Source organism: Shewanella sp. ECSMB14102 (assembly GCF_000813075.1).
In the GTDB taxonomy this organism is placed as follows: Bacteria; Pseudomonadota; Gammaproteobacteria; order Enterobacterales; family Shewanellaceae; genus Shewanella; species Shewanella indica.
This window is the reverse complement of sequence record NZ_JWGX01000074.1, coordinates 1-13,489: the sequence shown is the minus strand read 5'-3', so window position 1 is coordinate 13,489 and position 13,489 is coordinate 1. Positions and strand designations below refer to the sequence as shown.

Genomic DNA, 13,489 nt, shown 5'->3' with positions numbered 1-13,489 from the left:
AGCTGGCCATCGCCAGACGCCACTTTGGTTTTCACTTTTTACTCTTTATCAAAGAAATGAGTGAAGACAAAACAGTAACAAAAGGGCACTAGCATTTAGCTAGGGCTTTTTTGTTTGTCTCGCTTCCAGCGACATGCAGCCCAAAGCGGCTGGCGCAGTGTGTGCCCCTCAGCTCGCAGCCAAGCTGCTTCGCGCTACAGCCATCTATCAAGCTGTGCTTGATGAGCAGATATCTTTCACCCCCACGTGAGATGCTGCTGTGGATATGTTGAGAATGGCTCGACTGGTTTATCTGGTCAGATTTATCGGGGGGATTACCTATCCAGTCTCTGGAGCACAGAGACTTCATCCGACCGCTATCCTCAATAAAGGTATTCGAGACTCAAGCAGAGAAGCCACCTGAATCAGGTGGCTTTCTGTATTTGGAACGAGTTTATACCCACCTTGGGTTTAGTGCAGCTTGATTCAGTCAGATGGTTACTTATGGGGATCCATTTGGCTCTGTTTAGAAGCTGCCGCGAATACCCACGGCTATCTGGGTACCGAAGCGTTCCAGATAATTCACCTGATCTTCGCGCTTGATGTAACCGGAGTAGCGGTTGTTGGTCAGGTTGGAGGCTTCACTGAACAGGGTCAAGTTGTCTGTGATGTCGTAGCTGATGCTGGCATCCAACTGGCCGTAGTCGTCTATCCAGGCCGGGCCGCCCCAGGCATCCGGATCCACCAGGAACTTGCTGCGCCAGTTATAGGCAAGGCGCGCCTGCAAACCATACTGCTCATAGTAGAGCACGGCATTGTAGGAGTTCTCGGACATCCCCTTGAAGGGCAGATCCTTGGCTTTCAGCTCAGGATCGTCATAACTGCTGTCCACATAGGTGTAGTTAAGCTGCCAGCCAAAGCCGTTGAATGGCTCAGGCAACCACTGTTCGAGGGATTGTTGCCAGGCAATTTCAAAGCCCTGCACTTTGGCACCGTACTGACCGGAAACCGGCTGGCTTACCAGGTAACGGTTGCCATCGACCTCCATGGGGGTCTTTTCATCAGAGATAAAGGAGTCGATATCCTTGATGAATAGGGCGCCGCTCAGTGAACTGCTGTCGCCGTAATACCATTCCAGCGCTAGATCCGCCTGTTTGGCCTGCTCGGGTTCAACCCCGGGATTACCGCGCACCAGAGTTGGTAAGCCCTGCTCCTGACTGGTGAAGTTGGGCGCGGCCCAGACTCTGAGCGAGTAGAGTGATGGGCGGCTCAATACTTCGGCGGCCGAGATACGCAGCAGCAGATCGTCCTGCAGGTTCAGCTTGAAGTTGAGGCTTGGCAATATATTGGTATAGCTGTCGCTGTAGTTTACCGGGCTGACGGTGCGCCAGTCATCGTTGAGCGGCTGACCGGCATCATCCAGCACTACTTTGCTCAAGTCATAGCCAAAACCTTCGGAATCGACTTGGGTGCGACTGGCCCTGACCCCCAGATTGAGCATATAGGGCAGATCGAACAGCAGCTCTTCAATAGTTATCTGCACATAGGCCGAGGTCACAGCCTCGCTTACCTCATAAGTACCGGCCTGATTGGCACTGGCTACTATGGCCTCATTGGCGGCATCGCTGTTGATGGAGCGGTAGTATTCCAGCAACTTGTCATAGTCAAAGCTGGGCCAGGGATCCGGTGAGATGCTGTTTTCGCCGTCGAGGAAGTTATCGAAGTTGGCGGGCACAAACACATTGCCCGGAATTTGGAACAGCTCAAACTCGCCTTGAGTGAAGACTCCCGAGCCGTCAAAAGCATAACCGTCGCGGGTTAGATAGTAGCCGCCGCGACTGAATTGGCTGGGGTTTTTCGATCTGAACTCATTCTGGCTCTTGACCTGCTTGACATAGTTTATCCCGGCATCCAGCTTGCTGATAAAGCCGCTTTCCGGCAAATACTGGGTCATCAGCTTAAGATCCGTTACCTTGTCATCCACGCCAGTGCCACTGTTTAGGCTGTAGTGGGCACCATAGTTCTGCTCGCTGGTGAGTCCCGGGCCTATCACCACATCCGGCAGCATCTGACCATTGGTGTAGTCGATATCTATGCTGTCGACAAAGCCGCGGGCGACGATGAAGCGATTGTCGCCCTTGTTCTTGTTTTTGGCGGCCGAGTAGGCAAGATCGGCGGTGACCGACCAATTGGGGGTGATAAACAGCGCCGTATTCAGTGCCAGTTGGTAGGTGTCTGTCTTGCGCGGTGTGCTCAGGTTAAGCAGCTCCACCATAGTGTTGTCGCCCTGCTGGCGCATGGAAACCACTCGCCCCAGCTCATCGAACTGCGCATCGCTGAACAGCGGGGTACCCGGTGTCCACTCCTCGTCATAGTTGACAAACCCTATCTGGTATTTGTGTCCATCGGTATTGTAGCGAGAGTAGAGGGCGTCGAAATTGACATCCAGATTATCCAGTGGCCGCCATTGCAGTGCCAGGGTGCCACCGATGCGTTCGCGTACGTCCTGGGCGTTGGCATAGTACATGTAACTGGGTATTTTGGAGGCGTAGATTTCGCCTTCATCAATCACACCATTGCCGTTGGTGTCTACCGGCACCCCGGCGCTGTCGACACCCCAGCCTTCCTCTTCATCGAAAAAACCATCGGCGGAATAGGTGTCGGCTCTGAGGGTTTTCTTGGAGTAAACGGCGGAAAACAGAGCGCCGAAACTGTCGTCATCGGACTTGTCGCCTATGATGAGAGATGCGTGCGGGTGCAGGTCTTCGGTGCGCGACTCATAGATACCCTTGGCCGAGGCTTGCAGGGTAAAACCGTCCAAATCCAAAGGCTTGCGGGTCTGAATATCCACAATTGCCCCTATGCCTCCTTCGGTGAGCCGCGCCTCGGGAGACTTGTAAACCGCCAGCACATTGACCAGCTCCGAGGCTATGGTGTCAAAGTTGAAGTCCCGCCCGGCGTTGTCCGACGCCAGTTTGCGGCCATTGAGGGTAGTGATGTTGTAGCCGTCCCCCAGGCCGCGGATCAGTATGTTCTGCCCCTCGCCGCCGTTGCGGGTAATGGTCACCCCGGGTATACGTTGCAGTGCTTCGGCCAGGTTTTCATCCGGAAACTTGCCTATATCATCGGCCACCACAAGATCCACCACTGCGGTGGCATTCTGTTTCAGAAACAGCGACTCCTTAATGGCTGAGCGGATACCCGTTACCTGGATCCTTTCCAGCTCGGCATCCTGCTGTTGAGCTGAGTTTTGTTGTGTTTGAGCCTTGTTTTCCTTGTCGGACTCGTCATTGGCCGTAACCGGCTGTGTTGCCAGCGCACTGGCAACTGCCAGGGCAATTAGGGCAGGTTGGGTGGCTAAGAGCTTCATGGGTTCCCCGCTGTTTGTTTTTATCAGGCTTAATGCCTTTCGCTTTTGTTATTTTTCGAAAGCATTAAAAACAGCAAAATGCTTTCGATTGCTTATTTATAGCGTTAAAAACTCTATGTGATCAATAAAAAAATGTAAAATGTCTTTTAATTATTTTCGGTTTGGTGCATAGTTTAGCTAGTTGAAAGTGAAAATTTGTTGTTGGTTTTGGCTTAAGTCGTTGTGGTATAAGAATTGTTGTTATGATTTGACGACGTTGCTAGTAGATTGAAAGCTTTCGAAAGCCAGTGCAGGTTCACCTGCTCCAGAGCGCAACAAACAAAACAGGAAGAGTGCAGTGAATAATCTCAACACTATTGAGAGGCAGCAGGAGATAGTCCGGCTGACCCAGCAACAGGGAAAGGTGTCGGTCACCGAGCTGGCAAATCGCTTCGGGGTCTCGGAAGTCACCATACGCTCGGATCTGGCGGTATTGGATCAAAAGCAATTGTTGGTGCGCTCCCGCGGCGGCGCTATGGTCAACTCCGACCTTATTCGTGAACTGTCACTGAAAGAGAAGGGCCACTGCTATTCGGCACTGAAGCAGGAGCTGGGTAAGGTGGCGGCCTCTTTGGTTAATGATGGCGACCGCCTGTTGTTGGACTCGGGCACCACTACCCAGCAAGTTGCGGCTAACCTCCTTGAACATCAAGATCTTATTGTGATGACCAACGGCCTTAACATAGCCACTGAGCTGGCGCGTTCCGACGACGTTGAGGTGATGCTCACCGGCGGTTTGCTGCGCAAGAAGTCGATGTCTTTCTATGGTTCCATCGCCGAGAAGAGTCTCAGGGATTACAACTTCAACAAGCTGATCCTCGGGGTGGATGGTTTTGATCTCAAGGCAGGTCTCACCACCCATTTTGAGAAGGAAGCCAGTCTCAACCGCATGATGTGTGAGATTGCTAGCGAGATCATAGTGGTTACCGATTCATCCAAATTCGACCAACAGGCGTTTCATGTTATTTGTGCCAGTCGGCAGATCCAGCAACTGGTGACCGACAGCGGCATTCCCGAGCGCTATGTGGAAGAACTCACCAAGCAAGGGGTGCAGCTGCACCTGATAGATAAAAACAAATAACAAGGGGAGAAGTTATGTCTGGTTTTGATCGTCGTTCTTTTTTGAAAGCTTCGGTGGCCACAGCTGCTGCCTCGGCGCTGGCTGGCTGCGCCGCCAATGCCGGTTCATCTGCACTGGCACCCAAGGCCAGTGGCCGCTCTGTCATGGGGCTGGTGGTTCCGAAAATGGCCGAAGTGCGGGTGGGGCTAATCGGCGTCGGTGAGCGAGGTGTGGGGTTCATTCACCATTTCAACAACATAGAGGGCGCCAGGGTAACAGCTATCTGCGATACCGATCCCCTGGTCATAGAACGCGCCAAGAAGGTAATGAGTGACGCAGGCTTGGCCCAGCCCGGTTATTATTCCCAGGGCAAACACGCCTATCGTGAATTGTTGGCACGCCAGGATGTGGACATAGTGGTCATTGCCACACCTTGGGAATGGCACCACCCCATGGCCAAAGAGGCTATGTTGGCCGGCAAACACGCCTTTGTTGAAGTGCCTATGGGGATTACCATGGAGCAGCTCTGGGATCTGGTGGACACAGCCGAGCAAACCCAGCGCAACTGCATGATGATGGAAAACGTCTGCTATGGTCGCGACGAGCTGATGGTGCTCAACATGGTACGCCAGGGGCTGTTCGGCGAACTGCTGCACGGTGAGGCCGCTTATATTCACGAGCTGCGCTGGCAGATGAAGGAGATAGAGCGCAAGACGGGCTCCTGGCGCACCAAGTATCACGCCTTGATTGACGGTAACCTGTATCCTACCCATGGTTTGGGGCCTGTGTCCCAGTACATGAATATCAACCGCGGGGACAGGTTCGACTATCTCACTTCCATGAGCTCTCCGTCGCTTGGGCGCGCAGCCTATGCCAAGCGTGAATTCCCCGCCGACCATGCCCGCAACAAGCTCAACTATATCTGCGGCGATATCAATACCAGTCTTATCAAGACGGTTAAAGGCCGAACCATCATGGTGCAACACGACACCACAACGCCGCGTCCTTACAGCCGCCATAACCTGATTCAGGGCACCAATGGGGTGTTTGCCGGTTTCCCCAATCGCATAGCGCTGGAGCAAGGCGGCAGTGGCAGCTTCCACCATTGGGACCAGGATATGACCCAGTGGTATGCCAAGTATGACCATCCGCTGTGGTTGCAGATGGGCGAGGCGGCCGAAAAGAACGGCGGTCATGGCGGCATGGACTTTTTAATGTGCTGGCGGATGATCTACTGCCTGCGTAACGGCGAGCCGCTGGATCAGGATGTGTATGACGGTGCGGCCTGGTCGGCGGTGCAGCCTCTGTCGGCGGCTTCAGTGGCCGATCGCGGTAACTCCAAGGACTTCCCCGACTTTACCCGTGGCGTGTGGCAAAGCGCCAAACCGCTTGGCATTGTAGGTTGAGGTAAGCATGTCTGCACTCAAATCCATTATTGAGGCCAACAAGGCCGGGCAGCAGGCGGGGATTTATTCCGTCTGTTCGGCCCAGCCGCTGGTACTGCGCGCCGCTCTGCGTCATGCGGCGCGACAACGGGCGCCCTTGCTGATTGAGGCTACGGCCAACCAGGTCAATCAGCACGGCGGCTATACAGGCATGACCCCCGCCGATTTTATCGCCTTTGTGAAGAGCCTGGCCCAAAGTGAAGGCGTTGCCGAAGCGCAGTTGCTGTTCGGCGGCGATCACCTGGGGCCGGTGGCCTGGAAGCACCTGACTGCCGAGCACGCGATGGCCGAGGCCGAAGCCATGGTGCGGGCCTATGTCGAGGCGGGATTTTGTAAAATTCATCTGGATGCCAGCATGGCTTGTCATCAGGAACAAACGCCCCTTGCCGATGAGGTGATTGCCGCGCGCGCCGCCAGACTTTGCCGCGCCGCAGAAGCGGCCAAGGCGCCGGGGCAGCAGCTCTGTTATGTGATAGGCACTGAAGTACCCGCTCCCGGTGGTGTCAGTTCGCTGGAGGAGGGGCTGCAGATCACCCCGGTCGCGGCGATGAAACACACCATTAGCGCCCACAAACAGGCCTTTGCCGCCGAAGGGCTTGGGGAGGAGGTTTGGCAGCGGGTGATTGCGCTGGTGGTGCAGCCGGGTGTGGAGTTCGGCAATGCCGGGGTACATCAGTATGATGATGCGCTCACCAAAGAGCAGAGCCGCTTTATTCGTGAGCAGCCCAACCTGGTGTTTGAAGCCCACTCTACAGATTATCAACTGCCGGAGCATTACGCCCAGTTGGTGGCCGGCCATTTTGCCATTCTCAAAGTGGGGCCGCAGTTGACTTTTGCCCTGCGCGAGGGGCTGTTTGCCCTGGATCATATAGAGGCCTTGCTGGTGCCGGCGGCGAAACGCTCAGGGCTTAGAGCCCTGTGTGAGCAGAAGATGTTGTCTGAGCCCAAATACTGGCAGTCGTTCTATACAGATCCTGCGCTGCGGGATTGGCAACTGGGATTCAGTTACAGTGACAGGATCCGCTACTACTGGCCCGAATTGTCGCTGACCATAGACAAGCTGCTGGCCAATCTGGCAAACCCCATTCCCGAGCCTCTTATCAGCCAATATCTGCCGCTGGCCTATCCGGCCGTGGTCAGAGGCGAGCTGCCCGCCACTGCGATTGAGCTGGTACTCCATCATATCGGCCTGGTGCTTAACCGTTATGCCAGCGCCTGTCAGCCTGCTGCCATCGAAGGATAAATCAATGCAAGTCAGTGACCTATCAAAGACCCACTTGTATCCAAAATCTGCCGCCAACCCGCTTTGGCAAGCGCCGGAGAGTGGTAAATGGACGGCGACCGAGATAGCCCAGCAGCCGACACTCTGGCGCGAATTACAGGCCGATTTCAAACACCGGCAAGCGCAGCTCAGCGCTTTTCTCAACCCCTTGCTGGCCAAGGACAATCTGCGGATTATTCTCACCGGCGCCGGTACTTCGGCTTATATCGGCGAGGCGTTGGCAGCCTTTTTACAGCGGCAGCTCAGATTGCCGGGCCAGAGGGTGGAAGCCTTGTCCAGCACGGATATTGTTTCTCACCCCAGGCTGCATCTCAACCCGTTGCAGCCGACTCTGATAGTCTCCTATGGCCGTTCTGGAAACAGTCCTGAATCCCTGGCTGTGCTGGCGTTGGCCGATGAGTTGCTGACAGATGTCAGTCATCTGCTGCTGACCTGTAACCCTGAGGGCGCTTTGGCCAGCTATGCGGCCGAGCACAGTCACAAGGCTTGTTTGTGGTTGATGCCCCAAGATAGCCACGATCGCAGCTTTGCCATGACCAGCAGCTTCAGCTGTATGTATCTGGCGACCCTGCTACTGTTTGCCGAGGAAGACAAATCGTTATTCAGGGTGCTGACACTGACGGAGCAACTGCTCGAAACCCGGCTCGACGGGGTGCAGCAAACCGCGGCTCATTGCTGCAAGCGGATAGTGTTCCTCGGCGCCGGGCCCCTCAAGGCGGCGGCTCAGGAGGCGGCACTCAAGTACCTTGAACTGACTGCCGGTATAGTGATCAGCAGTTTTGAGAGTCCGCTGGGGTTTCGTCACGGCCCCAAGTCACTGGTGAATGAAGATACCCAGATAGTGCTGCTCGGCAGCTCTGAGCCCTATGCCAGAGCCTACGATCTGGATCTTCTGGCAGAGCTGCGCGCCGATAAGCGGGCGCTGGATATCTGTTATCTGAGTGAAGAGGCACTGGCCCAAGATGGTCAGGCCAGTCTGGAAGAGGCTTGGTTGACACTGCCCTTTATTGTTTACTGTCAACTACTTGCATTTTACAAGGCGTTAGAGCTTGGGGTGTCAGCGGATAATCCCTGTCCCAGCGGCCAGGTCAATAGAGTGGTGCAGGGAGTGAAGCTGCATTCGCTTGCGGTTTATACTCGGCCCGGCAGCCGGGATAACACAGAGGATTGAGCCATGTACTACGGTGTGGATATCGGTGGTACCAAGATAGAACTGGCGGTGTTCAGTCCACAAATGCGTCTGTTGGATAAATGGCGCATTGCGACTCAGGGTGACGATTATCAGAGCTTTCTGGCCTCGCTCGCCTTGCAGATAAGCGAGGCCGACAGGCGCTGGCCGGCCGAGTCCGGCATCCTGGGCACTGTGGGGATAGCCCTGCCCGGGGTGATCCGCGCCGATGGCACTGTGGTCTCCAGCAATGTGCCTTGCCTCAATCAGCGTAAAGTGGCCGAAGATCTGGGCGCCTTGTTGTCGCGTCCTGTGGCCCTTGGCAATGATTGCCGTTGTTTCGCTCTGTCCGAAGCCTTACTGGGAGCCGGGAAAGATCATGCCAGAGTGCTTGGACTCATACTCGGTACCGGGCTTGGCGGCGGGATCTGTATCGAAGGGCGGCTTATCACCGGCGCTCACTGTCTGGCCGGTGAGTTCGGCCATCAGGGCATGGCGGCAAGCGTGCTGTTGCGCCATGGCTTGCCGCTTTATGATTGCGGCTGTGGCCTCAAAGGCTGCGCCGAAACCTATGTCTCGGGCACAGGCCTTGGCCGTATCTACCGGGAGTTTGGCGGCGAGGGGGATACATACGCTTGGCTGGCGGCGCTGCGCGCCGGTGATGCCATAGCCAAACGCAGTTTCGATGCTTATCTGGATGCCCTGGGCAGTGTGTTGGCCGGACAGATCCTCAGTCTGGATCCGGACATCTTTGTCTTCGGTGGCGGCTTGAGCGAAGTGCCGGAAATTTTGGCGGCACTGCCGCAGGCTACCGCCAGGCATATGTTCAAGGGGGTGCAGTTGCCCGAGTTTTGCGCCGCTCAATTCGGCGCCGCCAGTGGCGTTCGCGGCGCAGCCATGCTGGGAAAGGCGCTGGCGACTAGAGTGGAACAGAGCAATAGCGTGAGCGCCAACGAGCAGGTAGCGGATATGGATACCCTGTTGACCGGAGGCTGGCATGAACAGCAACACTGACAAGGCCCCGTTCTGGATTGGTGCCGATGGTGCCCTGCTCGGGCCGCAAATGAGCCGCAGTAATGAGGTTTGGCTGCGGATAGTTGATTGCCGTATTCATACCATTGCCAAGGCGCCCAAGGAAGGTGAGGCGGCAACTCACTATGCAGGCCTTCTGGTTCCCGGTTTTGTCGACACTCAGGTCAACGGTGGTGGTGGCCGCATGTTCAACCGGAAGCCCTGCGTTGAGACCCTTAAGCTGATGTTGGACGCCCATGGCCGTTTCGGCACTTCTAGCATGTTGCCGACGCTTATCAGCGACGATATCAGGGTAATGCAAGCGGCACTTGCGGCGGCCATCAGCGCCAGGGAAGCCGGTCTTGACGGCATAGCCGGGATCCATTTTGAGGGGCCGCATCTGTCACTGGAGCGCAAGGGTTGCCACAGTGAAGCCCGCTTAAGGGAGCTTGGCGATATTGAGTTGGCGCTCTACGCCGAGGCTGTGTCCCAACTGGGTGTTTGTGTGGTGACTCTGGCTCCCGAGAGGGTAGGGCCTGAAGATGTTCGCCGCCTGGTGGCGCTCGGTGTCAGAGTGTCTTTGGGGCATTCCAATGCCAACGCCGAGACCGTGATGGCGGCGCTGGATGCCGGAGCCAGCGGCTTTACCCATCTTTATAACGGCATGTCACAGCTGGAGTCGCGTGCCCCCGGCATGGTGGGAACGGCGCTCAGTGACCCAAGGGCATTTTGCGGCATTATTCTCGACGGTCATCATCTGCACCCGGTCAGCGCCACTCTCGCCTGGCGTGCCAAGGGGAGTCGACGTTTGATGCTGGTGACTGATGCCATGTCGCCTGTGGGCTCTGAAGAGCAGGAGTTTGCATTTTTCGGCGGTAAAGTTGTGCGCCGCGGTACTGAGCTCAGGGATCTCAACGGCTCTTTGGCCGGTTCAGTATTGGAGATGACAACGGCAGTTCGCTATGCCGTCAAGGTGCTGGGGATCCCGCTGGAGCAGGCCGTTGCCATGGCCAGCAGTACTCCAGCCGCTTTTGCCGGGCTGAATGACAGAGGCATGTTGGCCGAAGGCATGCGGGCTGACTTGCTGCTGCTTGACGATGCCCTGTATCAGTCAAAGCGCTGGCAAGGCGGCAGGCTCGCAGCGGGCGCCGAAGTTCGCAGCAAAAGCGTTTGAAAATAAGCAGCTTCAAGGGACATCTGTCCTTGGCAGCAGCTGGATAATCATTGACAGAGAATAACAATAACAAGAGGAGATGCCGACAATGGACAATAACACCCTGAATAAAGGAGGTGGCACTTTACTGCCCATGGTGCTGATTGGAATACTCTTTTTTGTATTCGGCTTCGTAACCTGGCTCAATGGTGCACTGATCCCTTTTCTGAAAATCGCCTGTGAACTCAATGAGCTGCAAGCTTATCTGGTGGCCTTTGTATTCTACATCGCTTACTTCGTGATGGCCTTGCCCATGTCCGGGCTGTTGACCCGTTTCGGTTACCGTGCCGGGCTACAGATTGGCCTTGGGGTAATGGCGAGTGGCGCACTGCTGTTTATCCCGGCGGCGCTGAGCCACACCTTTGGCCTGTTTTTACTGGCGTTGTTTGTCCTGGGAACCGGCCTTACCATACTGCAAACCGCGGCCAATCCATACATTGTTTGCATTGGTCCGCGAGAAAGCGCCGCCATGCGGATCAGCTGTATGGGCGTGGTCAACAAGGGCGCCGGTTTTATTGTCCCTCTAGTGTTCAGTGCCTGGGTGCTGACAGGTATGGATGCTTTTACGCCGGAAGCGCTGGCACAGCTCAGTGAGCTTGAGCGCACTGCAGCATTGGAGCAACTGTCTGCCCGCTTGGTGCAGCCTTACCTGGCGATGGCGGTTGTCTTGGCTCTGTTGCTGCTGTATGTGCGATTTTCGCCCCTGCCCGAATTGCAACTTGAACAGGGCAGCCAGGTCAAAAGCTGTGACAGCTTGGTACCGAGAACAGATTGGCGCGCTATTCTGGCCTATCCCCAGGCTATTCTCGGGGCACTGACTCTCTTTATGTATATAGGTGCCGAAGTGATTGCCGGTGACAGCATTGGCCTCTATGGCCAGCATCTTAAAGTGGCCGAATTTGGCATTCTGACCTCCTACACCATGGGATTTATGGTGCTTGGCTATTTGCTCGGCATACTCTTGATCCCAAGAGTGATGAGTCAGCGCAGCGCCTTGGTGGGCTCGGCGCTGGCTGGGTTGGTGTTTACTTTAGGGATCATGCTTGGGGATGAAACCAGCATGCGGTTGTCGAGTCTCTTGCTCGAACCTTTGGGGATAATGCCGCTGCCGGATCCCTTGCTTTACCTTGCGCTACTCGGCTTTGCCAACGCCTTGGTCTGGCCCGCTGTCTGGCCGCTGGCGCTGGAAGGGCTCGGCCGCCTGACTGCTGTGGCCTCGGCACTGCTCATCATGGGCATAGCCGGTGGCGCCTTGCTGCCATTGCTCTATGGCGCCTTGGTGCACCAGGGTGTGCCCCATCAAAGCGCCTACGGGATCCTCCTTCCCTGCTATGGGATGATCCTTTATTACGCCGTTGCCGGCCACAAGCTGCGGGCCTGGTCGGGGGCGGCCGCCACTAAAGCCGTGATTGACTGAGACCTCAGTAGATCCAGAAAAATACCGCCATGCTGACGATAGTGGTCAGCAGGGTGTTGCGGGTCAGCAGTGCCAGTAAGGCAGCCAGCAGGGCACAGCTGAGGTAGGGATTGCTCAGGCTCAGTTGCAACTCGCCGTCTCGCAGAAACACTATGGGGGCGAAGATGGCGCTTAATACCGCCGGCGCCGAAAAGCCAAGGAAAGCCTGGGTTTTCTTGCCAAGCCGTATCGGCAGCCCGGGCTCAAGCAGTAAATAACGGCTGAGTATCACCAACAGCGCCATGGTCAGTATGGTTAACCAAATCATGCCTGCTCCTTGCCTTTATCTTGCGTTGTCTCAAGCGGTTTAACTGGACTGCCGCCCAAGAGGCTTTGATAGAGATACCCCACAGCCATGGCGGTTACGGCGGCGATCAGCAGGCCACCCGGGATAGCCAGCGCTTCACACAGGACGCTCAGCAACATGGCCGTGAGCACACATAAGGCGGTGGCAACATTGACTATCCTCGGCACCACCAAAGCGATAAAGGTGGCTGCGATGGCAAAATCCAGTCCCAGAGAGCCGAGATTATCCATAGAGCTGCCGGCGAGAATTCCGGCCAGGGTTGCCAGATTCCAGCCAAGATAAAAACTCAAACCAGCTCCCAGGGCGTACCAGGGCCTAAGGGTACTTTCCTTGCTTTGATTGGCTACCGCAAAGAGTTCATCCGTGAGCAGAAAACCCAGTGTCAGGCGCCAGCGCAGTGGCAAGGGGCTGATGGCTGGACGCATCGCCATGGCATACAGCAGATGACGCGAGGTGATCAATGCCGTGGTAACCAAAATGGCCAGTAGGCTTGAACCTGCCTTTATCATTCCGAGGGCGACCAATTGCGCCGAGCCTGCGAAAACAAACAGGCTCATGGCTTGGCTCTCTAAGGCGCTGAGGCCGGTTTCCAGTGCCAGCGAACCGGCCAATATTCCCCAAGGGATAACAGCTAAAGTCAGCGGCATTACCGCCAGGGTACCCCGTAAAAATTCGCGGCTCCGGTTAAGTTCCTGAATGCGTGATGATTGCTGATTGTGAATGGTCAATCTTGACTCCATCTTGATGATTTTTCTGTTTTAACAAATTGGCCCGGAGTGGTGCCGAATGCCCGTTTGAATTGACGGTTCAAATGGCTTTGGTCGCAAAATCCTCAGTCCTGTGCCACCTGGATGGGGAAGCGCCCAGCCGCAACAACGTTCGCGCCAGAATTAATCTTGCCTGGGTTTGAGCCAAATTGTGCCCTGAACTGCCTGAGTAACACAAAAGGCGCAGTTGTACCAGACTGGCCAGTTCCTGGAGTGAGGTGTTACTGCTGCAACTGTGTTCCAGAAACTGTCTGGCCCTATTCAGCTGGGGGGCTGCCTGGACAGCTGCAGCGGGCTTCAGCCGACCGTGACGCAGCATCAACAGGCTGAGGTTAAGGCATTCAACAAAGTCATAAGACTGGGTATGCCTGTTCGCCAGAAAATCTCGTAAA

General features: G+C 55.7%; 11 protein-coding genes and 1 pseudogene. 7 read left to right on the top strand and 5 right to left on the bottom strand.

Annotated elements, in window-relative coordinates; translation table 11 throughout:
• Positions 1 to 505 precede the first annotated feature (505 nt).
• The gene (locus RC73_RS19045; protein ID WP_039036109.1) at positions 506 to 3,349 is read right to left on the bottom strand and encodes a TonB-dependent receptor; all 2,844 of its coding nucleotides are present in this window, start codon (positions 3,347 to 3,349) and stop codon (positions 506 to 508) included.
• A 337-nt stretch (positions 3,350 to 3,686) separates the two neighbouring features.
• Here RC73_RS19045 and agaR point away from each other — a divergent pair, with 337 nt between their 5' ends.
• The 7 genes from agaR to RC73_RS19010 all read left to right on the top strand — a co-directional run bounded on the left by agaR (position 3,687) and on the right by RC73_RS19010 (position 11,984).
• Complete coding sequence (gene agaR / locus RC73_RS19040) at positions 3,687 to 4,469, top strand: transcriptional repressor AgaR (protein WP_025009833.1); 783 nt, start codon at positions 3,687 to 3,689, stop codon at positions 4,467 to 4,469.
• Positions 4,470 to 4,483: 14 nt separating this feature from the next.
• Positions 4,484 to 5,854, top strand: a complete 1,371-nt coding sequence (locus RC73_RS19035; RefSeq protein ID WP_039036108.1) for a Gfo/Idh/MocA family protein — start codon at positions 4,484 to 4,486, stop codon at positions 5,852 to 5,854.
• A 7-nt stretch (positions 5,855 to 5,861) separates the two neighbouring features.
• Positions 5,862 to 7,136: a class II D-tagatose-bisphosphate aldolase, non-catalytic subunit gene (locus tag RC73_RS19030; protein WP_039036107.1), complete on the top strand. Its 1,275-nt coding sequence runs from the start codon at positions 5,862 to 5,864 to the stop codon at positions 7,134 to 7,136.
• A 4-nt stretch (positions 7,137 to 7,140) separates the two neighbouring features.
• Positions 7,141 to 8,346, top strand: coding sequence for an SIS domain-containing protein (locus RC73_RS19025; protein WP_039036106.1), 1,206 nt, complete (start codon positions 7,141 to 7,143; stop codon positions 8,344 to 8,346).
• Positions 8,347 to 8,349: 3 nt separating this feature from the next.
• Positions 8,350 to 9,357, top strand: coding sequence for an ROK family protein (locus RC73_RS19020; RefSeq protein WP_082014383.1), 1,008 nt, complete (start codon positions 8,350 to 8,352; stop codon positions 9,355 to 9,357).
• Positions 9,341 to 10,528 carry an N-acetylglucosamine-6-phosphate deacetylase gene (gene nagA, locus RC73_RS19015; protein ID WP_152608467.1) on the top strand — a complete coding sequence of 396 codons (1,188 nt, stop codon included), beginning with the start codon at positions 9,341 to 9,343 and terminating at the stop codon, positions 10,526 to 10,528. Before RC73_RS19020 ends, nagA begins: the two co-directional genes overlap by 17 nt.
• An 88-nt stretch (positions 10,529 to 10,616) precedes the next feature.
• On the top strand, positions 10,617 to 11,984 hold the full coding sequence (locus RC73_RS19010; protein WP_039036105.1) for an MFS transporter: 1,368 nt from the start codon (positions 10,617 to 10,619) through the stop codon (positions 11,982 to 11,984).
• Between the two features lie 4 nt (positions 11,985 to 11,988).
• On the opposite strand, the gene RC73_RS19005 is transcribed toward RC73_RS19010, so the two are convergent.
• The 4 genes and pseudogenes from RC73_RS19005 to RC73_RS21295 all read right to left on the bottom strand — a co-directional run.
• Complete coding sequence (locus tag RC73_RS19005; protein WP_025009838.1) at positions 11,989 to 12,291, bottom strand: AzlD domain-containing protein; 303 nt, start codon at positions 12,289 to 12,291, stop codon at positions 11,989 to 11,991.
• Entirely contained in the window at positions 12,288 to 13,070 is a 783-nt protein-coding gene (locus RC73_RS19000; RefSeq protein WP_052248303.1) for an AzlC family ABC transporter permease, read from the bottom strand. The genes RC73_RS19005 and RC73_RS19000 overlap by 4 nt, the downstream gene beginning before the upstream one ends.
• Positions 13,055 to 13,141 carry a hypothetical protein gene (locus RC73_RS21535; protein WP_162207319.1) on the bottom strand — a complete coding sequence of 29 codons (87 nt, stop codon included), beginning with the start codon at positions 13,139 to 13,141 and terminating at the stop codon, positions 13,055 to 13,057. The genes RC73_RS19000 and RC73_RS21535 overlap by 16 nt, the downstream gene beginning before the upstream one ends.
• Positions 13,138 to 13,489, bottom strand: a pseudogene (locus RC73_RS21295) (hypothetical protein); the annotation flags it as partial. The pseudogene RC73_RS21295 and the gene RC73_RS21535, both read right to left, overlap by 4 nt.